Here is a 25,049-nt window from a genome sequence, read left to right as displayed (position 1 = left end):
ACGGGGGCCGCGCGCCGCCCGGATCCCGTTCTCGAGGAGGGGGCGGGTCTGTCCTTCGGCCCGGGGCGCCGGCTGGGCCCTTCCAGTGGACTTGTTCGTGTCGGCGAGGTTCGTCGACACCACACGACCTCAGGAGTGATCGACGATGAAAACGACACGTTCCACGAAGTTCTATCTGGCCACCGCCGCGGCCGCTCTCGTGCTCGTCTCGGCGGCCGGCTGCACGGCGACGACCGGCAGCGACGGCACCGGCAAGACGAGCGCCCCGGATGCCTCGACGCAGCAGTTGCAGACCAGTCTCGACGGTCTCGTCGAGGCCGGCTTCCCGGCCGCACTGGGCACGGTGACCGAAGCCGACGGCGAGACGGCGAGCATCGCATCCGGGGTCGCCGATCTCGACAGCGGCCGGGCGGCCGAGCCGAACGGCCAGGTGCGCATCGCGAGCAACACGAAGATGTTCACCGCCACGGTGGTGATGCAGTTGGTCGATGAGGGCGAGGTCTCTCTCGACGAGCCCATCGACCGCTACCTGCCCGGCCTGGTGGCGGGTGACGGCATCGATGGCGGGCAGATCTCGGTGCGTCAGCTGCTGCAGCACATGAGCGGACTGCCCGAGTACGTCGTCGACGTGATCGGCCACGAGGGCGGCCTTGCCCGGTACTGGTCGCCGCGCGACATCCTCGACATGGCGTTCACCCACCCGGCCGTCTTCGCTCCCGGCGAGCGCTGGGAGTACAGCAACACCAACTACGTGGTGCTTGGACTTCTCATCGAGCGAGTCACCGGCGAGCCGTTGGAGAACCAGATCGACGAGCGCATCGTGCAGCCGCTCGGCCTGACTCAGACGGTGCTTCCGCACGGCGGCGACCGCTCCATCGCGGGCGAGCACCCCCTCGGCTACCACCCCGATCCCGAGACGGGCGAGCTCGTCGACAGCACCGAACTCGACCCCGGAGCGACGTGGGCGGCGGGCGGCATGGTGTCGACTCCTGAGGAACTCAACGTCTTTATGCAGGCGCTGTTCGATGGTGAGCTCACGAGTGCCGAGGCCCTGAAGCAGATGCACACGACGGTTCCCGCTGAAGACGATGTCTGGCCCGGCTCGGCCTATGGCCTCGGCGTGCAGGCGTATCCGCTCAGCTGCGGGGGAGTCGCCTGGGGTCACGGAGGCGACATCTTCGGCTACGAGACACGCAATGCGGTGAGCGACAGTGGCGAGGCCGTGACGATTGCGGTCACCACGCTGCCCTCGAGCCTGGTCGACCCGACCGACGACGAAGCGCTGACCGACAGCTATCGCAGCGTCTTCCAGGCCATGAACGACGCGCTGTGCGCCGCCTGACCCGCCGACTACCCTGAACAGACGACGGCGCCCGCGCATCCGCTGCCGGCGCCTGTGACCACAGCATCTCGAAGGACACCCAGCCGTGCCGATGTTCATCACCCGAAATGCCAGACCGTTGCTGTCGGCCGCTCTGGTGCTCCTGCTGGTGCCACTGCTGCTCGCGCTGCCGGAGGCCTCGACCTCCGGCGCGCTGGCCCTCGGAGTCGCCGCTCTGGCGATCCAGGCTGCGGCGCTTCTCGGCAGCAGGCGGGCTCCCGGCGTGGTTCTGGCCGTGGTCGTCGTGGTCGACAGTGCCCTGATCGTCGCCTCGCCGGGAGACAGCACGGGCGGCCTCGGCGTCGTGCTCGCGGCCTACGGCGCGCGGCGTGAACTCGGCCGGACGCGGGCGGTGGCCTGGCTCGCGCCCCTCGTCGTGGTGAGTGTGGTGGCGACGGTGCTCGCCGGTCCGGATGCCGGGATCGACACGGCGTGGCTGGTTCCGTTCGGCGTCGCGCGGGCCGTACTGCTGCTGATTACGCCCGCGCTGTTCGCCGAGGCCGCCGTCAGCCGTGCGCAGCTCGTCGAGGCTCTGCGCGAACGGGCCGAGCTCGCCGAGCGCGAGCAGGCCGCCGCGGCTCGGCACGCGGTGCAGCAGCAGCGCACTCAGATGGCGCGCGAGCTGCACGACATCGCCGCCCATCACCTCACCGGCATCATCGTCGGCGCGCAGGCCGCGAACGCGCTCGCCGAACGCGATCGCTCTCAGCAGCGCACGTACCTCGACGCGCTTCAGACCGATGCGCGGGCGGCGCTCGATCATCTGCGGCTGACCGTGGGGTTGCTGCGGTCTGATGAGTCGGCCGACCCGGCTCCGGCACCCGTCGTCGAGGACCTGCCCCGAATCATCCGGGATGCTGTCGAGCGGGGAATGGCCATCGAGTTTCGAACGACCGGAGAACCGGCAACGATCGGGCCCGTCGCCGGAGTCGTGGTCATCCGGGGTGTTCAGGAGGCGCTGGCGAACGCGCGCAAGCACGCTCCGGATGCGCCGGTCACGGTGACAGAGACCTGGGCTGGCGACCACCTGCGCGTGGTGGTCGAGAACGGTCCGGGGTCGGCCCCATCGTTGGGAGTGCCGCACAGCGGGTACGGACTGGCGGGCCTGCGCGAACGACTCGCGCTGGTGGGAGGGACCCTCGACGCCGGCCCGACGGCCTCGGGATGGCGAACGACACTCGTGTTGTCGGTCACCGTGCCCGCACCCGCGATCAAGGGAGACAGCGAATGACCACCGTGCTCGTCGTCGACGATCAGCCCATCGTGAGAGCCGGCCTCGCGGTCGTGCTCGACGCCGAGGCCGATCTCACGGTGATCGGCCAAGCGGCCGACGGCGAAGAGGCGGTGCGGTTGGCCGGCGAGCTGCTGCCCGATGTCGTGTGCATGGATGTGCGGATGCCGCGCATGGACGGCATCACGGCAACCCGCCAGATCGTCGCGGCGCACGGCGGGGCCGTGCGCGTGCTCATCCTCACGACCTTCGATGTCGACGAAGACACCTTCGCGGCGCTGGAGGCGGGCGCATCCGGTTTTCTCTTGAAGGGAGCCGACGAGCGCACGATCGCTGCGGCTATCCATTCGGTCGCCGCAGGCGGAGGCACGCTCGACCAGCGGATCACGCAGAAGGTGCTCGCCGAGTTCGGGCGGCGCCGCTCGGACCCATCGCCGACCCAGGCCGCTCTCGACCTTCTGACCCAGCGAGAAGTCGACGTGCTCGAACTGCTCACCCGCGGGCTCTCCAATGCCGAGATCGCCCAGGCGCTCTTCGTCGAGGTCACGACCGTGAAGTACCACGTGCAGAGCATTCTGTCGAAGACGGGCAGCCGCGACCGGCTGAACGCCGCGCTCTGGGGGCTGCGCCACCACGTGGGCGGGCACGCGGACTGACCTCGCCGCCGCCCGCGCGCTCTAATTCAGGAAGAACAGGCCGGCCGCGTGCGAAGTCGCCCGATTCGAGGCGGTTCTCCTGAATTGTGGCGCGCGCGACGCCGGCCTCCGCTGCTACGACAGCAGTGGCGCGACGAAGAACGCCAGTTCGTGCTCCGCAGAACGGGTGAACGCCACTCGCATCGCCTCGCGACCTCGCTCTTCGGCGCGCGCGGCAGCCTGCGTGACGAACTCGACCGCCGTCTCGGTCACCTCGGCGATGCCGGCGTCGGCGTAGGTCTCGATCCACGATCGATAGGGGTGGGTGTCGTGCGATCGAGGCAGCAGCCGCAGGCCGATGTCTTGATACAGCCAGAAGCACGGCAACAGCGCGGCGATGAGCGTGTCGTACCTGCCCTCGGCGCACCGAGCGAGCAGGTGATTGAGGTACGCACTCGTCGCGTCGTCTGCGACGGTTCCGTCGTACGCCCCGTCGGCGAGCCACGACTCGTGCAACTCCAGCTCGGCGGTGATCGACCCCTGCGAGGCCGCGGCCCAGAACGCCTGCTCTGCGACGGTCGGAGCCAGGGCGCTCGCGGTCGCCAGAGCACGTGCGTAGTCGCGCAGGTAGAGCGCATCCTGAGCGAGATAGCCGCGGAAGGCGTCGTCGCGCAGCGATCCGTCGCCGAGGCCCAGCACGAACGGCAGCGCATCGATCTGTTCGCGCACCTCGCGGATGCTCTCCCACCAGTCCGCTCGGACCTCGCCGGGCGTGGGGCGGGTGTCGAGCCCCGCACGCTGCCACATTCCCGCGAAGTGGTGGATCGGCCCGTTGCCGTCGCCGACAGCGAGGTCGCGGCCGCCCCGGATGCTCTCGCTGATCCAGCGCTTGACCTCGCCGACCGCGTGTGCCGGCTGAAGAGAGCCGACGAGCCGGGTTGCGAGGCCCGACGAGAGGGAGCATCCGGTGCCGTGTGTGTTCGTCGTCTCGATGCGCGAGGCCTCGTAGACGGTCACGAGCAGCTCGTCGCCCGTCGCGTCGACCAGGGCGTCGGGGGCGGTGTCGCACTCGAGGTGCCCGCCCTTCGCCAGCACCATCACGCCGAGTCGCGTCGATACCCGCGCGGCCTGATCGAGCGTCTGCTGCCAGCTTGTCGCCTGCGGTTCGTCGGCCAGAATCGCCAGCTCGGGGATGTTCGGGGTGACGACGTGCGCCAGCCGGGCCAGCTCGCGAAGCGCGCCCTCCGCATCGGCACGCAGCAGTCGGTCTCCGCTGGTCGCGACCATCACGGGGTCGAGCACCACGATCGGCGGAGCCACCCGAACCAGCCACTCGCGCACGGCAGTGATCACGTCGACGTCGGCGAGCATCCCGATCTTCACCGCGTCGAGCTCGACGTCATCGCTGACGGCATCCAGCTGTTCGCGCAGGAACGTCACGGGAGGCACATGCACCGAGCGCACCCCGCGCGTGTTCTGCGCGACGAGGGCCGTCACCACCGCCATGCCGTAACCGCCGTTCGCCCCGATGCTCTTGAGATCGGCCTGAATCCCAGCGCCGCCGGTGGGGTCGGTGCCCGCGATGCTCAGCACACGAGGCACGGCGCGGGTCGCAGGCGTTCGGGTCGCTAGGGGAGTCGTATCGGCGCTCATCGGGCGTTCCTCCACTCGCTCGCCAGTTCTCGTGCGGCGTCGCCCGGGCTGGGGGCCGAGCAGATCGCCGACACCACGGCGGCACCGGCCGCTCCCGCACGGCGCAGCGGCGCGATGTCTGCCCGCCCGATACCGCCGATGGCGACGGCCGGCAGGCGAGTGGATGCGGCCAGGGCCGCGAACGCCTCGATCCCCAGAGGCCGGGGCGCGTCGGTCTTCGTCGTGGTCGCGTGCAGCGCCCCGATGCCCACGTAGTCGACCGCGCCGGGATCGTTCTCGGCCTCGAGCAGCTGCGCCGTGGTCGACGCGCTGAGCCCGAGCACGGCGTCGGGGCCGATGAGCTCGCGTGCCAGAGCGGGCGGCAGGTCGGACTGCCCGAGATGCATGCCGCTGACCGACGCGCCGAGCCTGCGGGCGGCGAGAAAGACATCCACCCGATCGTTGACGATCACCGCGACCTCGTCGGGAACCGCGTCGGCGACCCGGCACACCAGGTCGAGAAACTCGCGGGCCGTGGCGTTCTTCTCGCGCAGCTGCACGACGGTCACGCCGCCCGCGACGGCCTCGCGCACGACCGTGAGAATCGGATGCCCGGCCGCCGTCGCGAGGGCCGTGTCGGTCACGAGATAGAGAGACAGATCGAGCGACGAGTCGAGGCTCACGAGATGCTCGCTCGCGCGGCGATGTCGTCGGCGTCGACGGAGGACAGCGCGTCGAGGAAGGCGACGCCGAAGCTTCCCGGGCCGGCCGACTTCTCAGCGGCCAGCTCGGCGGCGACCGTGTAGACGGTGACCGCCGCGACCGTCGCGGCCAGACGGTCGTCGTGGGCCGCCAGGAATGCGGCCATCACGGCGCCTAACGCGCATCCGCCGCCCGTGATGCGGGTGAGCAGCGGGTCGCCGTTGGAGAGGCGCACCACGCGGGTGCCGTCGGTGAGCAGGTCGACGGCGCCGGAGACGGCGACGACGCCCGACGTGGTCTCGGCGAGCGAACGGGCGGCGGGAAGGGCGGCCTCGACCGAGTCGAGGGCGTCGACGCCGCGCCCGCCCTCGCCCATGCCCGAGAGCGCGATGATCTCGGAGGCGTTGCCGCGCACGACCGTGGGGTGCAGATCGCGCAGGCGGTAAGCGAGGGGTGTGCGCACCGGAAGTGATCCGATGGCGACCGGATCGAGCACCCATGGGGTGTCGCCCGCTGCGGCTCCGGCCTGCGCTTCGATCATGGCGCCGCGTTGCTCGGGCGTCGGGGTGCCCAGGTTGATCAGCAGGCCGGACGCGATGGTCGCGAACGGCCCGGCCTCGCCGATGATGTCGACCATCGCGGGCGCGGCCCCGACGGCGAGGAGTGCGTTGGCCGTGAAGTTCACGACCACACTGTTGGTGATGCAGTGCACGAGCGGGCTGGTGAGCCGCACCTGCTCGAGGGCATCGACGGTGGATTCGATAAATGGTCTTGACGTGCGCATGAGCGCGACATCCCTTCGCTAGTACGAACTAGATCAGGTTCGACGGGTGTGTTCTCAGCCCGGATGGGCACCCCGTGTCACGTAATTGCGGCCAGCCTAGCAAGCGCCGAAGGCCGACTGCGCAACTTCTTTGCCGTTTGGCCGTTCGCGCTAGCGTCGAGCGACGGAAAGAGAAGGGGAGGTCTCGGTGCGAGCGGAATGGGACGAGTCGTACTTCGATGCGCAACCGGAGGACGCGGCCATCTACTGGGTCTGCTTCTGGACCGGCGATGACGTGGAACGCCCTGCCGCGCACGACCCGCAACGTGTTACGGGCGCCGAATCGGTCGAGGAGGTGCTCGCCTGGGTGCACGCGGTGAAGGGGGAGCGGGGCTTCGAGCTCTTCGTGGAGACCGACGGCAAGGTCGAGACACGCGAGTACGGTTGGCAGCCCTATCGCAAGCTCATCCGCTTGGCAGGTGACTTCACCCCGGCCGGAGTCACGGCCACGATTACCGCCACGCGCCCCGACTGACCGCAGTCTTCATCGCGTGACCCGTGTCGCTACATCGTCGGCGTCGGCCTGTCTTGGAACCAGCGGACGAGTTCGCGCACGGCCGCCGTGGTCACGTTCACGTCGTTGCTCTCGTCGGCCAGGTCGTCGAAGGCCGCGCGATAGCCCGGAACCGTGTGTTCGTCGACGCTGCTGAGCTGCTTGAAGCTCATCGTCCAGTCGGCGAACTGGCGGCGCTCGATGGGCTCGCGCAGTAGAACGCGCACGCTGTGGTGCCCGGAATCCTGCGCGATCGTCGCCATGAGCTGGTCGACCTGGGCCTCTGGCCCCTCGAGAACCTGCAGGAATCGGTCGTGCCGTGAGACGAGCATGCCGGTCAGGCCGGCCTGTGAATTGTTCTGCCGGCTCACGGTGAGGAGGGCGGCGAGATCGGAATCGGTGAAGGCTGTGGTGGCGGTGCTCGAGTAGACGACAGACAGCACCGGATGACGCGTGGGACTCATTGCTCCAACATTACGCAGACGAATTCGCGCCGCGCAGGAGTTGACTTTTGCTCTCTCTCGGTATGATCGCGAGACCGGGCCTCGGCAAGCGTGCCTGACATCAACGAACGGATGACATGGACGAGCAAGCGCAGCACCAGGAGGACGAGTCACGATCCGTTCTCGAGACCGGCATCGCCGGCCTCGATCACATCACCGGCGGTGGCTTGCCGCGGGGGCGCGTGATCACGATTTTCGGTGCCGCCGGTGCCGGAAAAACCGTGCTCGGGCTGCAGATCCTCGCGCACAGGGTGAGTAAAGGTGAGCGCGCCGTCTTCATCAGCTTCGAACAGACCGCCGACGGCGTGCTCGAAGACATGGCCGGCTTCTCGTGGGGTGCCAACGGCTTCGCCGAAGACGAGCTGATCGTGCTCGAGACCGGAATGCCGACGGATCTGCACATCTCCGGCCGATTCGACATGCAGGGGCTGATCGCCACGCTGCTCGCCGTGACCGACGCCTCGGGCGCCACGATCGTGATGCTCGACGGGCTGAACTCGCTGCTCTCTCTGCTGCTCGAAGAGGCCGACGAGCGGCGTGAGCTTCTGCGTCTGACCGACTGGGTGCGCAACCAGGGCCTCACAGTGCTGATCACGGCGAAGGCGAGTGTCGAGAACGAACGAGCACGCATGCGGGCCGAGATCCTCGACTACCAGACCGACTGCGTGATGGTGCTCGACCGCCTGCTGACCGGCAATGCCATCTCGCGCACCCTGCAGGTGACCAAGTACAGGGGCGCCGCTCACATCGGCCACATCGTTCCGGTGGTCATGACGAACGACGGGGTCGAGCTCGTGATCGCCGGCGGGCTGGCTCCCGGGTCGCTCGCGGCGGGTGCCGCCGCGTCGCGGCCAGACGAGCGGATGCCTACCGGCGTGACAGAGCTCGACCCGCTGCTGGGCGGCGGGTATCTCGTGGGGTCGAGAACGCTGCTCTCGGGCGCTCCGGGAACATCGAAGAGCACCCTCGCCGCAGCGTTCTCCCTTGCTGTCGTGCAGGGCGGTGGCCGGGTTCTCTACGTGAGCTTCGACGAGGTGCGCGCTCAGCTCGAGCTGCACACCGCGAGCGTGGGCTATTCGTTCCGCGAGTCTCTCGAGAGCGGCAATCTGCGCATCCTCGAGGAGTCGGCCGCCGGCGGCACCCCCGAGGAGGCCGCTCTGCGCATCATTCGTGCCGTCGACGAGCTGGGCGCCAACGCGGTGGTCATCGACCCCGTCTCGGCGTTGACCGGCTCCGGGCATCCGTTCGCCGACGAGTCGCTCAGCTACCTTCTGACCAGCCTGAGTCAGCGCGGCATCACGGTGCTGCTGACCTCACTGCTGCACGGCGCGGCCTCGCTCGACGAGGAGGCGACCAAGAGCAACATCTCGACGATCGCAGACAACTGGATCCACCTCACCTACATCGCGAACGGCGGCGAACGGAACCGTGCGCTGACGATCGTCAAGTCGAGGGCGACGGCGCACACGAACCAGGTGCGAGAGCTCGTGATCACGTCGGAGGGGATCGAGCTGCGCCCGGCCTACGTCGCCGATGGCGATGTGCTGCTCGGGTCGGCACGTGCCCAGAAAGAAGAGCAGGACCGCACCGCCGCCTGGCTGCGCGCCGTGGAGTACGAGCGGGGCGAAGCAGAGATCCTCGCCTCGATGGCCGAGCTCGAGGGTCGCATCTCCGGCCTCGGCAACGAGGTCGATCTGCGCCGACGAGACCTCGATCGGCTGCGCTCGACGAGAGACGGCGCGCTGGAGCGAACCGCCACGGCGCTCGAGGCTCGTGTGGCCGCTCGTCGGTCGGGCAACCTCGCGAACGACGGCGAAGGAGAGCCGGAATGACCGAGACGTCGACACCGAGAAGTGCCGAGCTGACCCTGCTCGTGGCAGGAGAGTCGTCGGCGACGCGATCGGCGCGAGCCACGCTCGACACGCTCATCGGAGACGGTCTGGCAGAGGCGTCGCACGTGCGCGTGATCGACATCCTCCAACAGCCCGACTACGCGCTGCGATACCGCGTCTACTTCACGCCCAGCCTCATCGTCGAGACCTCGACCGCCACGACCACGATCGTCGGAGACCTGCACGAACTCGACGAGGTCAGGTCGCTGCTGGCCGCCGCCTGAGAAGCGAGCGTCGGCGCTGATTTTTCGAGTCGGCCGGCACCTGCTTAGCTGGTCGGATGCGTGACCAGCTTCCTGTCGTCGAATTCGCCTTCCCCGGCCCCCTCCGCGATCGCCTCGTCGATGCCATTCGATCCGGAGCCAAGACGGCGACCAGCTCGCTGCTGCACGAATACGAGGTCGGCGAAGAAGCGCTCCCCCTCGTGGGCGACGTGGGCGCGGTCGTCGACTCGAGCGGAGAACCGGTGGCCGTGATCGAGACGACCGCCGTGCGCGTGGTCGCTCTCGAGGACGTGTCGTTGGAGCATGCCATCGCCGAGGGCGAGGGCTACGAGTCGGTCGCCGACTGGCGCGCCGGGCATACCCGTTTCTGGACCTCGGCGGCCATGCGCGCCGAACTCGGAGACGGCTTCGAGCTCACCGACTCGTCGCTCGTCGTGCTCGAGCAGTTCGCGCTGGTCGAGCGCTGAGTCGAGCGCTGAAGAGAGGCCTGAATCGCCCGATCAGCCCTGGCCGCTGACGCTGTTCGCCTTGATCGTCAGGATCACACGCTGCTGGTCGCGCCCGCCGTACCAGGGGTAGGGCTGACCCGTGTACTTCTGTGACAGGGCCTCAATGCTCTCGACCCCGCCGTCGGTGGTCATCGAGATCACCTCGCCGCGCACCTGGATGTACCGGAACGGGTTCTCGGGGTCTTGGATGGCCACCGCGACGCGCGGGTCGCGCTCGACGTTGCGCACCTTCACGTAGCCGGCCACCGTGTTGATGATCACGTGCTCGCCATCGGTATCGACCCAGGTCTCGGTGACCTGTGGAGAGCCGTCGGCCATGATCGTGGAGAGAAAGCAGGGGCTCGGCTTGCGCAGCAGATCGAGCAGAGAGTCGGGCAACGTCATGGGGGTCTCCTCCGCGGTTGGGCTGCACTCATTGCACCACGTTTGCTGTGCCCACGGCCCATTCGCAGCTTGCCGGTGGGCCGGATGCCTACTCTTGGTCGCGACCGCACGACGGCGTCGGTGACCGGCGGTCCGCTCGAGCGAGTGTTCGTCGGGCCGCACCCGCGAACAACCGAATGGACCGTATGCCCTCCGTGAAGCACGCCGCCCCGATCCCCGGGGCGCACTCGTACATTCTCCGGGCCGACCCGCGTCCCCGTCGCACACTGATCGTCGCGATCGTCGCCGTCCTGGTGCTCACCCTGCTCGGGTTCCTGCTGCGCTCCCATGCCATCGATCAGTCGCTGTCGCAGGCGTTCAACGACGCTCACGTCGGAGCCCTCGGGGTCTTCACCTCGGCGGTCTACGTGGCGATCGGACCGGGACCGGCGATTGTCGGAACCGCGCTCATCGCCGTGGTGATCGGCTTCGCTGGCGGCAATTGGCGCAGGGCCGTGGCCTTCGCCGGCGTCGTCGCGCTCACCTGGGTGCCCTCCGATCTGGTGAAGATCCTCGTCGATCGGCCTCGCCCGGATGCGCAGCTCCTCGCTCACCCGACTCTTCCTGCGCCGGTCGACGCCTCGTACCCGAGCGGGCACACCGTGTTCATGGTGGCGTTCGTGATCGCCGCGCTCTACTTGCTCGCCGGCACCCGCTGGTTCCGCACCGGCGTGGTCGTGGGCAGCGTGCTCGTCGCGGTCGTCGTTCTCTCTGTGGTCATCGACGGCCTGCACTACCCCACGGATGCACTGGCGTCGGTGGCTTGGGCTGTGCTCGTGGCGCCGGCTGCACGTCTCGTGTGGGTCGACTGGCTTCTCGCCCGGTTCTGGCCCGGCAGGCGGTAGAACTGTGCATGAGCAGAAAGGCGAATGATGAGTGACATCGACAACGTCGCAACGGGTGTGCACCTCGTGCGCGGACCGTCGGTCAACTGGGTCGTGATCGAGGGCTCTCTCGGTCCGATCCTGATCGACACCGGATACCCGGGCGATCGCCAGGCGGTCGTCGACGCTCTACGAGAGCTCGGCTACGGGGTCGAGGAGGTGCGCGCCATTCTGCTCACGCACGGCCACGGAGACCACATCGGCAACGTCACGTTCGTCTCACGCCTCTCGGGCTGCCCGATCTACGCGGCGCGAGACGAGATCCCCAACATCCAGCGCGAGGTCATCGAACAGGTCGGCCTCGCCGACGTGCAACCGCATCTAGACAGACCTGGAGTATCGGAGTGGCTCACTCACGCCGTCGAAGCGGGAGGACTCGAGGTCGAGGCCCCGCAGGGGGTCATCGCGGTCGACGGCCTCGACGATCTCAGCGTGGTGGGAGTGTCGATCGAAGCCGTGCCGCTCCCCGGCCATACGCGCGGGCATCTGGGCTTCCTCCTCCCCGAACACGGCGTTCTCGTCACCGGCGACGCTCTCATCACCGGGCACCCGACGAGCGAGCAGGCGGGGCCGCAGCTGCTGCCCGAGATGTTCCACGGCGACGTGAACCGGGCGCGCGCGACACTCGAACTGCTCGAGACGATTCCGGCATCCGTGGTACTGCCCGGGCACGGCCCGGCCTTCCACGGCTCTCCGGCCGAGGCGGCGCGGCAGGCGATCGAGTACGGCAGCGCCTTCTGAGCGAAGGCGTCAATCGCAGCGGAGGGGACCGCCGTCAGGCATCCACCCCACGCGCGAGACGCAGCGCCAAGGCGGTGCGGTCGGGTTCGTCGAGCTTGCGCAGCAGCGCTGACACCGTGTTCTTCACCGTTCCGTGCGCCAGATGCAGCCGAGCGGCGATCTCGGCATTCGGCATTCCGCGGGCCACGAGATCGGCGACGGAGCGTTCCGCCTCGGTGAGAGCCGGATGCCGATCGCTCGGCTGGGCGGGAGAGAGTGCGGCTCGGGCGACGCGCGGGTCGAGAACGAGGCCGCCGGCCAGAACCTGGCGGATCGCGTCCGTGAGCGCATCCGTCGAGATGTCTTTGAGTAGAAAGCCGGCGGCGCCGGCGTCGAGCAGCTCACGCACCAGGCGCGCGTCGTCGAAGGTCGTGAGCACGAGCACGGGCAGGCCCGGATGCGACGCGGCGCACTGCTTCACCAGTCCGAGCCCGTCGAGCACGGGCATGCGGGCGTCGGCGAGCACGACATCGGGGGCCAGCTCGGGGATCAGTGCGAGGGCGCGGGTGCCGTTCTCGGCCTCGCCCACCACGTCGATAGACGGATCGGTCTCGAGGATCATGCGCAGGCCTCGCCGCAACAGCTCCTGATCGTCGACGATCAGCACCCGGATGGCGCTCACGTGGCGTAGCCCGCGACGGCGGCGCGCGCCGCGGCGCCTGTCTCGCTGCCCGCCGTCGCGCGCGCCGCGAGCGGTCGTGTCTCGACCGACGCCTGCGCCGGCGCGGGCAGGGCGAGCGACAGGCGGAATCCGGACGGAGTGGGCGTGGCGTCGAGCGTTCCGCCGAGTGCCTCGGCTCGGGCGCTCAGGGAACGGAGGCCGAACCCCTGAGTGAACGAGGTAGCCGACGCGCTCGACGCGCCTCCGCGATCCTCGAGCACGGCGTTCACGGCGCCGTCGCTCAGTTCGTCGCTGCCGCCGGAACCGACGACCACCCGCAGCTCCGCCTCGCTCGCGTTCGAGTGCCGCACCACGTTGGTCAGCCCCTCTTGCACGAAGCGCAGGAGCAGCAGCGAGCGCTCGTGACTCAGGGCCGAGTCGTCGCCCTCGATCGTCACGCGGATGTCGATGCCCGTGCCCCTGAACGCCTCGGCCACGGCGCGGAATGCCTCCGCGTTGCCCAGCGTGCTGAGCTCGACCGGGTGCATCGCGCGCACGAGCCGGCGCATCGCATCCAGAGACTCGCTGACCAGCTCGCGGGCGCGGCGCAGCTCGTCGCGCCCGGCATCCGAGTCGTCGACACGAGCGGCGTAGTCGAGCGAGAGGCCGATGGCGGTGAGGCGGTGGCCGAGGCCGTCGTGCAGCTCGCGCGCGGTGCGTTCGCGCTCCTCGGCGAGAACCAGGTCGCGGTCGGTGTCGAGGCGCCCCCGCAGCTCGGCGTTGGCCGCATCCAGCTGCTCGAGTGCACCGCGCAGGGCCTCGCCCACGCTGAAGCTGTCTCGCAAGATGACCGCGACCGCGGCAGCGATGCCGGTGAAAAACGCGGCGCCGATCGCTTCGGCCACCAGGAGTTCGATCGAGCTGCCGGACGAGAGATGCAGCGCCACGGACAACGTCACCAGTGCCGCGGCGTAGCCCCACACGACGGCGCCCCTCGCGAAGGTGACGCCGAGCATAAGACAGGCCGCCCAGATTATGCCGTAATAGAGAACGCCGTTGCCGAGCATCAGGGTCGCCGTGGCGACGATCACGAAGGCGATCGCAGCGGTGCGTGACCTCTGCCCGGAGCGGCGCCACAGCACCCAGATCACAATGGCGGCGATCAGCAGCAGCACGACCGAGATCGTGGCCTCGCCGGGCCTGCTGTCGAAGGAGTCGAGCACCATGAGCGCCGGCCCGCCCAACCCGATGGCCGCGGCGAGGTCGAGCAGCAGGGCGCGGCGGGTCGGAATGCTGGGCATACCCTCGAGCGTATTCAGTCGCGCGGGCCGTCCGCACGTGACCGCAGTCACGTTTCGTCGTGACCCCAGGGGCGGGCCGGATGCCTGGCGGCTCCGTAGCGTGCTGAATATGACCACCGCACCCCTCGCATCCACCTCACCTGCCGCGCCCACCTCGCCCGCGTCGTCGCCCGGGTCTCCACGACTCGGCGTCGGCCCGCTCGGCATAGCCGTGCGCGTCGTGGTGGCCATCGGCATCCTGCTGAGCGCGAACTTCATTGCCGGGCTGTTGCCCGCCGTGCTTCTGCTCATACCCGGAACGACCGAGATCGTCGAAGGCTCATCGCCGTGGGTCTTCGCGCTGGGGTTCGTTCTGCAGGCGATCGTGCTGTGCATCGTGGTGCTCTGCGTGTGGCTCTGGATGCGGTGGGTCGAGCGCACGCCGATTCGCGCCGCCGGGTGGCGCTGGGGCAGGCGTTCGATTCTGTGGCTGCTTCTCGGAGTCGCGATAGCGGCGGGGAGCGCGTTCGCGGTGATCGCGTTGCTGCCGGCGACCGGACCGGTGCTCGACGACCCGCAGTTGCCCGGCGGCCAGGAGGCTACGCCGCTGCTGATTGCGCTGCTGATCGCCTATTACCTGGGTCTCGCATTCGTGCAGCAGGGCATTCCCGAAGAGCTGCTGTTCCGCGGCATGCTGCTGTGGCGACTGCGTGAGCGCCCGGTGCTCGCGGTCATCGTGACGACACTCGCATTCACGGTGATCCACCTCGTGTCGAGCGGCGGGCAGCAGTCGGTGGGGGAGCAGGTGATCTACCTCGCACTGCCGTTCGGCTTCGCGTTGCTCGCTGTGGGCCTGCTGCTGTGGACTGGTTCGCTGTGGGCGGCCGTCGGCGTTCACGGCGGGTTCCACGTGGGCAATTATCTCGCCGTGGCGTTCCTGCACCAGGTCGAGCCGGTCACGTCGTGGCTCGTGATCGGCGCGGTGCAGGCTGCGCTCGGACTGGTGCTGGTCGTGACCGCTCTGCGCCGAGGCAAGCGCATTCTGGATGGCGACAGCTGAGTCGCGGGTCGGCATCCCTGTGGTGGCGCTCTAACTCAGGAAAAAGCGGCCTGCCGAGTGCGAATGCTGCCGATTCTGGGCACTTCTCCTGAGTAATGGCGCGCCCGGAGAACCCGCGCTACGCGCCACCGTGCTCGACAGGGTCGGTCCAGTGGTCGAGCGCGACGGTGAAGCCGTGGATCAAGCGTTCGAAGCTGCGATCGATGTCTGCCTTGAGGGCGAATCCGCCGGTGGTCTCGAGAGAGACGAAGCCGTGCAGCAGCGAGCGGAAGGCGCGGATCGCATCCACCGAATCGTCGCCGTCGAGTCGGTATGCGGTGAGCACATCGGCGATGACCTGCACGGCGGACATCATCGTGTTCTCGTCTTCGACGTCTCCCGGGGCTGCCGGAATCTGCGTGACGTCGTAGCGGCCCGGGTGCAGGATCGCCCAGTTGCGGTAGGCGTGCGACATCGCGAAGATCGCGTCGGAGCCGGATCGGCCGACCGCCGCCCGCGAGATCGCCTCTCCGAGCTCGCGCTTGGCGAGCAGAGAGACGCTCCGGTGCAGGCCCGCCAGCGAATCGAGGTGCTTGTAGAGCGAGGGTTGCTTGACGCCGAGTCGTTCGGCCAGGGCGGCGAGGGTCAGCGAGTTGAGCCCCACCTCATCCGCCATGACCGCGGCCGTCTCGACGACGCCGTCGCGGGTGAGGCCCGCCCTAGGCAACGGCGGTCACCGTGGCGAGGAAGCCCAGGACAGCGGGCGTGGTGATGTCGGGCCGCTGCGACTGGGGGTAGTGGCCCGCGTCGGGAACCATGACGACCTCGGCCTTCAGCTTCGCCCCGATCCAGGTGGCCTCACCGACGGGGTCCTTGAAGTCGGGATCGGTCTCGCCCATGATGACGATCGCGGGTGCCGACACGTGCGCGAGGCTCGCTTCGGCGGGGTCGTGGTCGGTCTGATTGGTCGTGAGCGAGAACGCCTTGCCGTAGCCGGGGCGTTTGAGGCTCGCGATCACCGTGTCGCGGTACTGCTCGAAGTCGGCGGGCTTCGTGCCCTTGTAGAGCGTGGGCATGTAGGCCTTCCACATCGTGGTCACCCAGAGCGGCGCCATCATCGCGCGGAACAACCAGATCTGGAACGCCGATGCTTGAGGATTCCGCACGAACGGGCCGAGCAGCACGAGTCCGGAGACCTTCTCCGGGTGCGCGGCGGCGACGATGACGGCCGCGCCGGCTGCGAGCGAGTTGCCGCCGATGACGGCCTTTCCGCCCAGTTCGACGATCAGAGCTTCGATGTCGCCGGCGGTCGCAGAGTCGCCGTACGACGAGAAGGTGCTGTCGCTGTCGCCGTGGCCCCGGAGGTCGGTGGTGGCGACGGTGTAGCCCGCGGCGACAAGCTCGGGAGCCAGGTAACGGTAGGCGGCGCGAAGATCGCCCATTCCGGGAACCAGGACGACGAGAGGGCCGGTGCCCTGCACGTCGTAAGCGATGCGGCCTTCGGGCCGGACGATGTAACGAGTCGAGGAGGAAGTTGTCATGTGGCTAGTATGCATTCCTATTTAGCTAACGTCAATAGCCAAGGATGAACTGGGCGAGAAACGTGAGGTGCCGACCAGGCGCGCACCCGGCCGGCACCTCGTTTTCGAGCCGGGGTCAGTAGTACTCGCCCTGGCGGTAGTCCCAGCTCGAGAATGTGTCGGCCAGCAGCGACATGATGCGATCGACCGCCAGTCCCTTGCGGATGAGCGTCGGTGCGGGTGTGATCGATCGCTGACCGTCCTGCTCGGGCACGAGGGTGCCGAACACATCGACCATCGAGACCATGACGCCCTGCTCGTAGCGGCTGTCGGCATCCTTGTCGGGCTGGATCGACGCGACGTAGTCGTCGGCCTCGATGATCACGTCGGCAGCCTCGAAGATGCGCTCGCCGATTCCCTCGACGAGGCCCCGGTTGCCCTTGCCCGAGGGGTTCGCCGAGCTGGCGAAGGCGATCTTTCCGTGCTTCTCGTAGAGCTCGCGGGCCGTGTTCTCTGCGGGTAGTCCGAACTTGATGACGAAGCACGACGTGCCCCGGGTGTCCATCATGAGCTCGTCTGAACCGTCGGCGGGCAGCGACGCCTTGCCCGATTCGCTCCAGGGCAGGATGCATCCCAGCAGCACGTCTTCATTCCAGCAGCGCTCGTAGAGCGAGTCGATCTCGGGAGTGAGCTGGGCCAGCTTGCGCAGCATCTCGAGGGAGCTGACCAGCACGACGCCCGGCTTGTTGCGGTTGCGCTCCTTGGCGTCGAACTTGCGCTCGAGACCCTCTTTGTCGCTCGTCATGATGATGTAGCCGACCTTCGTGGCCACGACGGCGATGCCGCCCTCGCCCGACAGCAGGTCGACTGCCTCGGTCGGCGTGCCGCCAGTCCAGTGGATGGGTGTGGTGCTCATCGGGTTCCGTTCAATGATCGTGACGCGGTGAATTATGGTCTTCGCCCAGTCGATCTCACTAGACGATCGTCTGAGCAAGATGATCGTACGGTCGGCGCCTTGGTGCCGGATGCCTGACGGCGGCTTTAGCGGCGTGCACTCAGCGTCTTCAAGGCGGGGCCGAAGTTTTTGCGCCTGACTCGCGGGTCAGTCGCCGGAAGGGCGAGGCGCGTCGTCCTTATCGCGTGTGCCCACTCTGGAGAGCAGCGCTGACTGCCAGCCCGGTGCCGCGGCGGACTGGAAACCTTCGTTTGATGACGACGAGACCTCGTCGGCCAGTGCATCGAGCACGATGCGTCGGGGATCGTATTGTCGGGGGTCGAGCCGTTTCCACTCGGCCAGATCGAAGTCCGGCCCGAGCTCTTGGCTTGCTCTCGCCTTCGCGGAGTCGACGAACGCGCGGAGAGACACGACGAGCGCGGCTAACTTCTGCGCATAGAGAGGCACGCGTTCGGGTCCGATGATGATCGCGGCGGTTACAGCGATCACGATGATCTTGTCGAGACTGAGTCCCAGCATGCGATGCTCCGTTCTTGGGATCAGCCCGCGTCAGGCGTTGACGAAGGTGAGATCGGGCAGAGATTCGACGGTCGCCGACTGACGTGTCCGTCGCGCCCGGGCACGGTCGTGCAACACAGCGATCAGTGCAGCGGCCGCGAACAGAGCCGTCATGGGGGCTGCCAAGAGAAACATGGTGGCGATGTCGGCCGAGGGTGTCGCGATGGCGCTGAATGTCAGGATGCCGAGAAGCACCACCCGCCAGCTCTTCACGACGGTGGCCCCGGCGAGAACGCCGACGGCATTCAGCGCGACCACGAAGACGGGCAGCACGAAGGCGATGCCGACGGCGATGACGAGCTTCATCACGAAGTCGACGTAGTACGAGGCCGCGAGCAGGGTGCTGTCGTCGGCAGGGGCGATGCTTGCCAGCAATTCCACGACGTGAGGGAAGAGGAGAAAACCCGTGGCGCATCCGATCACGAACAGCGGAACGGCCGCGAGGAGGAAACCCGCAGCGTACTTCTTCTCGCGGCGTGTGAGTCCGGGTAGGAAGAATCCGAAGAGCTGCTGCAGCCAGATCGGGCTCGACAACGCCGCTCCGGCGAGGACGGCGATCCGCAACTTCAGATCGAAAGCGCCGCTGATGCTGTCGAAGTTCAGGCTGGCGTTGCGCGATTCGGCGAGTGCGGCGATGGGGGTGCGGAGGATAGCCAGGATCTGATCGCTGAGAAAGTAGCCGGCGACAGACGCGACGAGCAGCGCGAGCAGGATGCGGAAGAGACGCGTGCGTGCTTCCCGCAGATGCTCGATCAGCGTCATCCTGCCCCGGTCGGGCCTGCCGCCGCGAGAAGCACGCACCCTCAGAGCCTGTCTGCGGGAGCGGGTGACTCGACGTCGCGGGTCTCCGCTTTGAGGATGCGTGCCGATTGACCGACGCTCTTCGCGAGAGCCGGCAGCTTGCTTGCGCCGAAGAAGAGCAAGACGACGGCGAGGAGGATGAGCGCGTGCCATCCGGTGAGATTCTGCAGCAGTCCCATGGGGTGCCTTCTTTCTATTGTGATGAGTGGATGTGTCGACTAGCTGGGTCGTGTTCCGGCACCGGAGCCGCCTGGTCCCCCGCCGGCACCGCCGCTGGGCGCGGCGCCCGCCGTGGGTGCGGTGGTGGTGTCGACGCGAACGGTGAGTGCGACGTGGTAGCCGGAGGAGGCGTCGCCGGTCACGGTTGCCAATTGAAGGGCGCCACCGTCGTCGCCGAAGACGTTGTCGGAGTCGAGGCTGACCTGCGAGAGGTTTGCGGTCGAGCCGCTATATCCATCGAGGGCGTAGACCGTCTCGCATGCCGCCTGCGGGAGGGCTACCTGCGACGTCGAGATGGCGTTGGCAGAGTCTGAGATGTCGGCGATCGTCGGGTAGACCTCGAAGTGGATATGCGGCCAGCGGCCGCTGTAGCAGGCGGGGAAGATCGAGGCGAAGGTCACGGTTCCGGCGCTGTCGGCGACCTGCACCCCGCGGAGGTAGGTCTCGTTCTCGACCCCGGACGAGTACATCGAATAGTTGCCGTCGGCATCGCAATGCCACACGTAGACGGCGACGTTCGCGAACGGCGCGTTGTCGTTGGCCATATCGAGGATCGTCAGTGACAGGGCTACCGGCACGCCGGCGGCGGTGGTCGCACTGCCGATGCTCGAGCGGATGTCGCTGCGCACGATGCCCGACTGCTCGAGCACATCGGCGCCGTTCGAGCCGTCGCCGGGGTACGGGCCCGCGGTCTCGTCGGGGATCTCGCTGCCCGACACGTCTGCCGATGCGGCCGTGGTGGATGCCGCCGTACCCGAGGTGACGGTGGTGGGCGTGCTCGAGGAGCTGCCGGAGTTGGAGCCGGTACTCGAGCACGCGGCGAGAGCAACCGCGCCGGCGCCGAGGCCGAGCAGGCTCAGAACGACACGGCGGCTGACGAGTGTTCTCATATCGAACGCGACACCCTGGTCGACGACCTCTTCGTCTGCGCGATCGAGCAGACGACCCTCGTAGGCCGGCCCGTGCGGGGTGAGTTCGGGTTCGGGGATTGTGCTCATGACTGCCTCTCGGAGTAGACGTTCGATTGTTTCGATGGCGTCAGTCTTCGTGGCAGCGCTATGGGCTCGCTATGAGACGGCTATGGGTCGTTTATGTCCGTCAGTCGACTGAGGGCGCGGTCGGAACGTCCTCGTCGGCCGCGACGTTCTTCTGCACCGCGAACTGGGTGCGGTGCAGCTCCTCATACCGCCCGCCTGCAGCCAGCAGCTCCTCGTGCGTTCCCCGCTCCACGATCGAGCCATCCTCGATCACGAGAATCTGGTCTGCACTGCGGATCGTGGAGAGGCGGTGTGCGATCACCATCGCCGTGCGTCCCTCGAGCGCCTCGCTGAGGGCCGCCTGCACGGCAGCCTCCGAGGTCGAGTCCAGCGCCGCCGTGGCCTCGTCGAGGATGACGACCCGTGGCTGGGCGAGCAGGAGTCTCGCGATGGTCATCCTCTGGCGCTCACCGCCCGACAGCCGGTAGCCCCGCTCGCCGACCATGGTGTCGAGCTGGTCGGGCAGCGACCGGATGAGCGGCTCGAGTCGCGCGCGACGCACGGCGTCCCACACGTCGTCGTCGGATGCATCCGGCCTCGCGAGACGCAGGTTAGAGAGGATGGTCTCGTGGAAGAGGTGGCCGTCTTGGGTCACCATGCCGAGGGTGTGCCGCATCGAGGCGAAGGTGACATCGCGCACGTCGGTACCCCCGAGACGCACGGCGCCGCTGTCGACGTCGTAGAGGCGCGAGAGCAGCTGCGCGATCGTGGACTTTCCCGCGCCGGAGGTACCGACAAGGGCGACGGTCTGGCCCGGCTCGATCCTGAAGGACAAACCGTGCAGAACCTCCTCGCCACCGCGGGTGTCGAGCGTCGAGACCTCTTCGAGCGAGGCGAGCGACACCTTGTCGGCAGACGGGTAGGCGAAGCGCACATCGTCGAACTCGACAGACACCGGACCGTCGGGCACGGATGCGGCGTCGGCCTTCTCCTGGATGAGCGGTTCGAGATCCAGAATCTCGAAGACCCTCTCGAAGCTGACCACCGCGCTCATGATCTCGACCCGGGCGCTCGCGAGTCCGGTCAGCGGTACGTAGAGGCGGGTGAGCAGCAGAGCCAGGGTGACCACGTCGCCGGTGTCGAGCTGGCCGGCGAGGGCGAGGAAGCCTCCGAGCCCGTAGACGAGCGCGAGGGCGAGAGCGGAGACGAGCGTCAGGGCGGTGACGAAGACGAACTGCAGCATCGCGGAGCGCACACCGATGTCTCGCACCCGGGCGGCGCGCACGCGAAACTCCTCGGCCTCGTCGTCGGGCCGGCCGAACAGCTTCACGAGGGTGGCGCCGGGAGCCGAGAAGCGCTCGGTCATCTGCGTGCTCATCGCGGCGTTGTGGTCGGCGGCCTCGCGGCGCAGCGCGGCGAGACGGCTGCCCATGCGGCGTGCAGGAATCAAGAAGAGGGGCAGCATGATCACGGCCAGGATCGTCACGAGCCACGACGTGCTGAGCATGACGATCAGGGTGAGGATCAGCGCAACGACGTTGGTGACCACCCCGGAGAGCGTGCCGCTGAAGGCCTGTTGAGCGCCGATCACGTCGTTGTTGAGGCGGCTCACGAGGGCGCCGGTGCGGGTGCGGGTGAAGAACGCGATCGGCATCTTCTGAACGTGGTTGAAGACGGCAGTGCGCAGATCGAGGATCACGCCTTCGCCGATTCGTGCCGAGTACCAGCGCGTCACGAGCGACACGGCGGCGTCGGCCACGGCCACGAGGGCGATGACGACGGCGAGCCACACGATCGTGTTGACCGCGCCCCGGGCGACGATGACGTTGACCACCTGGCCGGCGAGCACCGGCGTTGCGACGGCGAGGAAGGCTCCCACGACGGAGAGGGCGATGAAGATCACGAGCTTGGCCCGGTAGGGCACCGCGAACGTCAGGATGCGCCGCACGGACTCACGGGAGAAGCCGTGCTTGCCGTCTCTGGCAGACGAGATCTTGTACAGCGAGCTCCAGGCCGCGCTCTCCATGCTCATAGCAATTCCTTTCGAGGGCACCAGGCCACAATGAAAGTCTGACTGGTCATGCTCGAGGTTCTGACCAGCGGGCGCCCGGCTTGACGAAAAGACGTCGATCGAGAGTGGCCCTCGTCAGATCGAATACCCCAGCGCCGCCGCCCCGAACGATGCGAGAGCCGTGCCGACGGCGTAGATCGCCGCAGGCATCCATTTGTGTTTGAGCAGCAGGTCGGCGCTGTCGACGCTCGCCGTGCTGAAGGTCGTGAAGCCGCCGCAGAATCCCGTGCCCGCTATTGCGAGCCACGCAGGGCCCGCCGACGCGAGAGCCGAGCTCATGATGAGTCCCAATAAGAACGACCCGCTGATGTTGATGACGACGGTGCCGATAGGGAACGACGTGCGCACCGCCTGCTGGATGGCTCCGCCGAGAACGAGGCGAGCGACGGCCCCGAGCCCACCGGCGACGGTGATCGCGATCACGGTGAGCGGTAAGAAATCGGTCATCGGGTGCTCCCAGATGGCGGCCGCGTGACGAAGGTCTCGACGAGGCAGCGGCCCGTCACGGCAGCGATGGTGGCAATGACGATGCTGGCGACGGCGAGAAGTGCCGCGTCGCGCACAGAACCGCTCACGGACTCAGTCGCGACGGCGACAGAGAAGGAACTGTAGGTCGTGAAGCCGCCCATAAAGCCCGTGCCGAGGAGCAGTCGGAGACGGCGTTGAGTAGGCGGAGTCTCGACTCGCAGCTGTACGAGCGCATAGATCACCGCGAGAGCGAACGAGCCGACCACGTTGATGATGAATGTCGTGTGCGGCAGATTGTGCGCCGGAGTGATCAGGTCGAGCGACTCCCTGGCGAGGGTTCCGACGGCTCCGCCCAGGAACACCATCCACACCGCAGACCAGGTGCGATAGTCGGGCTTCGGCGCATCCGGAGCCGGGGCCGGAGATGGCCGGTGCTGGGGATTCGTCATGCCGCCAGGCTAAAGAAGGTCTCGTGGCGGCCACTCACACTGTTGTCGCGAGACGGTTCGACGAAGTGAGCAACCTCTGACTATGCCGAGCGAACGACCCGCCCGGCGACGACGAGAGCGGCCGCCGCCGCGATGGCCACCGCCCACGGCAGCATCGGCCCGGCCCACTTCGCGGATGCGATGACGACGGTTTCGCAGATCGCCCCGAGCGGCAGCATGAGGATGCTGAGGACCCGGATGAACTGCCCAGACGAGCTGCGTTCGGCGAGGGACTCCATCGTGCTGGTCAGCGTGCCGGTGACGTAGGTGGTCGTGACGCCGGAGCGATCCGAGAGGCGCCGGGCCGCGACTGTCTGCAGGGCCAGCGCCGCAGACGCGAGCGCCACCGCGAGAATCTGGCCGTTCGGGGCCGTGGCCCATCCGAAGACCCAGACCAGCACAACGATCGCCTGCAGCACGATCGAGCCGACCAAGAGATGAGTCCAGGTCGTGGCGCGGGGCGAATTCGTCGGCTGGCGATGCGCGCTCGTCAGCCGGAAGCCGAGGTAGAGAAAGGCGGCGAAGGCCAGAATCGCCGTGACGGAACCGATGAAGGTCTGCAGAAACTCCGGCCTCGAGAACATGCCGCTCAAGATGAGGTTGCCGGTCATGTTGGCGGTGAAGATGCCGCCGAGCGCGAGGAACGCGAACGCGTCGGCCGCGCCAGAACCGAACGACAGCAGCAGCAGGCTGACGTGAACGGTGCGCCCGCCGGACTCACTCGCGGGTGTCGACGTCATCGAGAGTTGATGCCTCGTCTTCTGCGGCGTCGTCGCCACTGTCGTCGAGCTCGCTGAGAATCGCTTCTGATGCGTCGGCGTCGGCCGGTTCGCCGGCGAACTCGAATCCGTCTTGGTTGGGGTCGCTGGGCAGGCTCACGAGAGCTCCGTTCTGAGATAGTGGCGAGCAGATGCGCGCTCTCGAGACGTTACTCGCGGGGCCGGATGCCGCCACCCGACAAACGTCGAAACCACTGTCGGCACGCGCACTCCGAAGCAGGCAGCGATGGCGGGGAGGCGCTTCACCTCCATGTGCCCTTCCGGCGTCAGCTCTGCTCGAGCAGCAGTGCACGGCGGTCACGCGCCCACTCTGACATCGATCGAGCCGGGATCCCGGTGATCCGCTCGACGTCTGTCGTGAGGATGTCGACTCCGTCCAATCCCCGGCGGGCGACGCGGCCGAACTGCTGTCGCAGGCCCTCCGCCTGCCAAGCCGGCACTCCGCTCAGCCGAAGCACCAGCGCGAAAACACGGCTGGGCAGGTGCACGTACCGGATGCGGCGGCCGAGGCCGGTCGACAATGCTCGGGCCACCCCACGGCCGTCGAGAAGCTGGGGTCCAGTCAGGATGGGCTCGTCGCCGTTGTGAATTCCGTCACGAAGGACCTGGGTTGCGACTCGGGCGATGTCATTGGTGTCGATCCACCCGATGCGTCCCCGTCCCATCGTCTGCGGGAAGAGCCCGCGGCGGAATGCGGGCGCCGACGTCTCGAGGTTGGTCATGAATGCAGATGGGTGCAGGATCGTCCAGGCGAGACCGCTCGAACGCACGAGCGCATCGGTGGCCCAGACCGCGCTTGCCCACGGCATCGGTGAATGCTCAGCAGCATCGCCACCGGACAGCTGAACGATGGCGCGTACCCCGGCCTGCCGGGCGGCCCACACGCCGATCGCGCCGTGATCGGCCTGCCGTCGGGTAGCGGCCGTGATGAGGAAGAGCTGATCGACGCCGTCGAGGGCGGCGGTCAGGGCGGCCCGATCGCCGAGGTCGGCGACCCTGGCCTCGATTCCTCGCGAGGCGAGGGCGGCCGCCTGCTCTCGTCGACGCACGATGGCGCGAACGGGAACACCTGCTTCGCGGAGCAGCTCCAGTGTCTTGCCGCCCACATCACCGGTCACGCCCGTGATTGCAACTATGCCGTCCATAAAACCTCCCAGTATCAGTTAGCTGATACTCGATCA

Annotated in this window: 29 protein-coding genes, 1 pseudogene and 1 riboswitch; of the genes and pseudogenes, 10 read left to right on the top strand and 20 right to left on the bottom strand. The window is 67.9% G+C overall.

The features are described 5' to 3' along the window. Positions 1 to 145 precede the first annotated feature (145 nt). From ASE64_RS15505 to ASE64_RS15495, 3 genes are all read left to right on the top strand, one after another. Positions 146 to 1,342 (top strand): serine hydrolase domain-containing protein, encoded by a 1,197-nt coding sequence (locus tag ASE64_RS15505; RefSeq protein ID WP_055782595.1) that lies wholly within the window; start codon positions 146 to 148, stop codon positions 1,340 to 1,342. 91 nt (positions 1,343 to 1,433) lie between these two features. Next, a complete protein-coding gene (locus tag ASE64_RS15500; RefSeq protein ID WP_055782592.1) occupies positions 1,434 to 2,612 on the top strand; it encodes a sensor histidine kinase in 1,179 nt (392 codons plus the stop codon). After that, positions 2,609 to 3,268 carry a response regulator gene (locus ASE64_RS15495; RefSeq protein WP_055782589.1) on the top strand — a complete coding sequence of 220 codons (660 nt, stop codon included), beginning with the start codon at positions 2,609 to 2,611 and terminating at the stop codon, positions 3,266 to 3,268. The genes ASE64_RS15500 and ASE64_RS15495 overlap by 4 nt, the downstream gene beginning before the upstream one ends. 114 nt (positions 3,269 to 3,382) lie before the next feature. Here ASE64_RS15495 and ASE64_RS15490 read toward each other — a convergent pair whose 3' ends face one another. The 3 genes from ASE64_RS15490 to thiM form a co-directional block, all read right to left on the bottom strand. Continuing rightward, positions 3,383 to 4,900, bottom strand: a complete 1,518-nt coding sequence (locus tag ASE64_RS15490; protein WP_055782588.1) for a bifunctional hydroxymethylpyrimidine kinase/phosphomethylpyrimidine kinase — start codon at positions 4,898 to 4,900, stop codon at positions 3,383 to 3,385. After that, a complete protein-coding gene (thiE, locus tag ASE64_RS15485) occupies positions 4,897 to 5,562 on the bottom strand; it encodes a thiamine phosphate synthase (RefSeq protein ID WP_055782585.1) in 666 nt (221 codons plus the stop codon). The genes ASE64_RS15490 and thiE overlap by 4 nt, the downstream gene beginning before the upstream one ends. Continuing rightward, complete coding sequence (gene thiM, locus ASE64_RS15480; RefSeq protein ID WP_055782584.1) at positions 5,559 to 6,365, bottom strand: hydroxyethylthiazole kinase; 807 nt, start codon at positions 6,363 to 6,365, stop codon at positions 5,559 to 5,561. The genes thiE and thiM overlap by 4 nt, the downstream gene beginning before the upstream one ends. Next, positions 6,359 to 6,450: riboswitch (TPP riboswitch) on the bottom strand. (Overlaps the previous gene by 7 nt.) Before the next feature lie 102 nt (positions 6,451 to 6,552). Here thiM and ASE64_RS15475 point away from each other — a divergent pair. Continuing rightward, on the top strand, positions 6,553 to 6,879 hold the full coding sequence (locus ASE64_RS15475; RefSeq protein WP_055782581.1) for a hypothetical protein: 327 nt from the start codon (positions 6,553 to 6,555) through the stop codon (positions 6,877 to 6,879). A 29-nt stretch (positions 6,880 to 6,908) separates the two neighbouring features. Here ASE64_RS15475 and ASE64_RS15470 read toward each other — a convergent pair whose 3' ends face one another. Next, positions 6,909 to 7,361, bottom strand: a complete 453-nt coding sequence (locus tag ASE64_RS15470; protein WP_055782579.1) for a BLUF domain-containing protein — start codon at positions 7,359 to 7,361, stop codon at positions 6,909 to 6,911. A gap of 116 nt (positions 7,362 to 7,477) precedes the next feature. Between ASE64_RS15470 and ASE64_RS15465 the strand changes: the two genes are divergently transcribed. Genes ASE64_RS15465 through ASE64_RS15455 form a run of 3 tightly spaced genes read left to right on the top strand, consistent with a single transcriptional unit; the run spans position 7,478 to position 9,983 of the window. Further along, positions 7,478 to 9,232 carry an ATPase domain-containing protein gene (locus ASE64_RS15465; RefSeq protein ID WP_055782576.1) on the top strand — a complete coding sequence of 585 codons (1,755 nt, stop codon included), beginning with the start codon at positions 7,478 to 7,480 and terminating at the stop codon, positions 9,230 to 9,232. Further along, entirely contained in the window at positions 9,229 to 9,516 is a 288-nt protein-coding gene (locus ASE64_RS15460) for a circadian clock KaiB family protein (RefSeq protein ID WP_055782574.1), read from the top strand. Before ASE64_RS15465 ends, ASE64_RS15460 begins: the two co-directional genes overlap by 4 nt. Before the next feature lie 56 nt (positions 9,517 to 9,572). Next, positions 9,573 to 9,983 carry an ASCH domain-containing protein gene (locus tag ASE64_RS15455; RefSeq protein WP_055782571.1) on the top strand — a complete coding sequence of 137 codons (411 nt, stop codon included), beginning with the start codon at positions 9,573 to 9,575 and terminating at the stop codon, positions 9,981 to 9,983. A 33-nt stretch (positions 9,984 to 10,016) separates the two neighbouring features. On the opposite strand, the gene ASE64_RS15450 is transcribed toward ASE64_RS15455, so the two are convergent. Next, a complete protein-coding gene (locus ASE64_RS15450; protein ID WP_055782568.1) occupies positions 10,017 to 10,409 on the bottom strand; it encodes a PPOX class F420-dependent oxidoreductase in 393 nt (130 codons plus the stop codon). A gap of 185 nt (positions 10,410 to 10,594) precedes the next feature. Between ASE64_RS15450 and ASE64_RS15445 the strand changes: the two genes are divergently transcribed. Next, complete coding sequence (locus tag ASE64_RS15445; protein WP_055782565.1) at positions 10,595 to 11,293, top strand: phosphatase PAP2 family protein; 699 nt, start codon at positions 10,595 to 10,597, stop codon at positions 11,291 to 11,293. A 27-nt stretch (positions 11,294 to 11,320) separates the two neighbouring features. Beyond that, a complete protein-coding gene (locus tag ASE64_RS15440; RefSeq protein ID WP_162234579.1) occupies positions 11,321 to 12,073 on the top strand; it encodes an MBL fold metallo-hydrolase in 753 nt (250 codons plus the stop codon). Between the two features lie 34 nt (positions 12,074 to 12,107). Here the strand turns inward: ASE64_RS15440 and ASE64_RS15435 are convergent, their stop codons facing one another. Further along, on the bottom strand, positions 12,108 to 12,734 hold the full coding sequence (locus ASE64_RS15435; RefSeq protein WP_055782559.1) for a response regulator transcription factor: 627 nt from the start codon (positions 12,732 to 12,734) through the stop codon (positions 12,108 to 12,110). After that, entirely contained in the window at positions 12,731 to 14,014 is a 1,284-nt protein-coding gene (locus tag ASE64_RS15430) for a sensor histidine kinase (RefSeq protein ID WP_055782557.1), read from the bottom strand. Before ASE64_RS15430 ends, ASE64_RS15435 begins: the two co-directional genes overlap by 4 nt. 109 nt (positions 14,015 to 14,123) lie before the next feature. Here ASE64_RS15430 and ASE64_RS15425 point away from each other — a divergent pair, with 109 nt between their 5' ends. After that, entirely contained in the window at positions 14,124 to 15,053 is a 930-nt protein-coding gene (locus ASE64_RS15425; protein ID WP_055782555.1) for a CPBP family intramembrane glutamic endopeptidase, read from the top strand. Positions 15,054 to 15,171: 118 nt separating this feature from the next. On the opposite strand, the gene ASE64_RS15420 is transcribed toward ASE64_RS15425, so the two are convergent. The 13 genes and pseudogenes from ASE64_RS15420 to ASE64_RS15365 all read right to left on the bottom strand — a co-directional run bounded on the left by ASE64_RS15420 (position 15,172) and on the right by ASE64_RS15365 (position 25,013). Next, positions 15,172 to 15,759: a TetR/AcrR family transcriptional regulator gene (locus ASE64_RS15420; protein WP_055782552.1), complete on the bottom strand. Its 588-nt coding sequence runs from the start codon at positions 15,757 to 15,759 to the stop codon at positions 15,172 to 15,174. Then, entirely contained in the window at positions 15,752 to 16,573 is an 822-nt protein-coding gene (locus ASE64_RS15415; RefSeq protein ID WP_055782549.1) for an alpha/beta fold hydrolase, read from the bottom strand. Before ASE64_RS15415 ends, ASE64_RS15420 begins: the two co-directional genes overlap by 8 nt. A gap of 115 nt (positions 16,574 to 16,688) precedes the next feature. Continuing rightward, entirely contained in the window at positions 16,689 to 17,468 is a 780-nt protein-coding gene (locus ASE64_RS15410) for an L-threonylcarbamoyladenylate synthase (protein ID WP_055782546.1), read from the bottom strand. 186 nt (positions 17,469 to 17,654) lie between these two features. Then, positions 17,655 to 18,026: a hypothetical protein gene (locus ASE64_RS15405; RefSeq protein WP_055782544.1), complete on the bottom strand. Its 372-nt coding sequence runs from the start codon at positions 18,024 to 18,026 to the stop codon at positions 17,655 to 17,657. A 30-nt stretch (positions 18,027 to 18,056) separates the two neighbouring features. Then, entirely contained in the window at positions 18,057 to 18,827 is a 771-nt protein-coding gene (gene tatC / locus ASE64_RS15400) for a twin-arginine translocase subunit TatC (protein ID WP_055782540.1), read from the bottom strand. A 68-nt stretch (positions 18,828 to 18,895) separates the two neighbouring features. Next, positions 18,896 to 19,039, bottom strand: a pseudogene (locus tag ASE64_RS17245) (twin-arginine translocase TatA/TatE family subunit); the annotation flags it as partial. Positions 19,040 to 19,084: 45 nt separating this feature from the next. Next, entirely contained in the window at positions 19,085 to 20,083 is a 999-nt protein-coding gene (locus ASE64_RS15395) for an intradiol ring-cleavage dioxygenase (protein ID WP_055782537.1), read from the bottom strand. 100 nt (positions 20,084 to 20,183) lie between these two features. Then, a complete protein-coding gene (locus ASE64_RS15390) occupies positions 20,184 to 22,094 on the bottom strand; it encodes an ABC transporter ATP-binding protein (RefSeq protein ID WP_055782534.1) in 1,911 nt (636 codons plus the stop codon). A 114-nt stretch (positions 22,095 to 22,208) separates the two neighbouring features. Then, positions 22,209 to 22,580, bottom strand: coding sequence for a fluoride efflux transporter CrcB (gene crcB / locus ASE64_RS15385; RefSeq protein ID WP_055782531.1), 372 nt, complete (start codon positions 22,578 to 22,580; stop codon positions 22,209 to 22,211). Further along, complete coding sequence (locus ASE64_RS15380; RefSeq protein ID WP_055782528.1) at positions 22,577 to 23,050, bottom strand: fluoride efflux transporter FluC; 474 nt, start codon at positions 23,048 to 23,050, stop codon at positions 22,577 to 22,579. The genes crcB and ASE64_RS15380 overlap by 4 nt, the downstream gene beginning before the upstream one ends. A gap of 80 nt (positions 23,051 to 23,130) precedes the next feature. Further along, entirely contained in the window at positions 23,131 to 23,829 is a 699-nt protein-coding gene (locus ASE64_RS15375) for a DUF1275 family protein (RefSeq protein WP_055782526.1), read from the bottom strand. Then, the gene (locus ASE64_RS15370; protein WP_156351998.1) at positions 23,807 to 23,968 is read right to left on the bottom strand and encodes a hypothetical protein; all 162 of its coding nucleotides are present in this window, start codon (positions 23,966 to 23,968) and stop codon (positions 23,807 to 23,809) included. The genes ASE64_RS15375 and ASE64_RS15370 overlap by 23 nt, the downstream gene beginning before the upstream one ends. Positions 23,969 to 24,134: 166 nt before the next feature. After that, the gene (locus ASE64_RS15365) at positions 24,135 to 25,013 is read right to left on the bottom strand and encodes an NmrA family NAD(P)-binding protein (protein ID WP_055782521.1); all 879 of its coding nucleotides are present in this window, start codon (positions 25,011 to 25,013) and stop codon (positions 24,135 to 24,137) included. Between the last annotated feature and the right edge of the window lie 36 nt (positions 25,014 to 25,049).

It is taken from the genome of Agreia sp. Leaf210 (assembly GCF_001421485.1).
GTDB lineage: Bacteria > Actinomycetota > Actinomycetes > Actinomycetales > Microbacteriaceae > Agreia.
The sequence above is the reverse complement of the archived record's forward strand: the minus strand, read 5'-3'. Positions and strand labels throughout refer to the sequence as shown.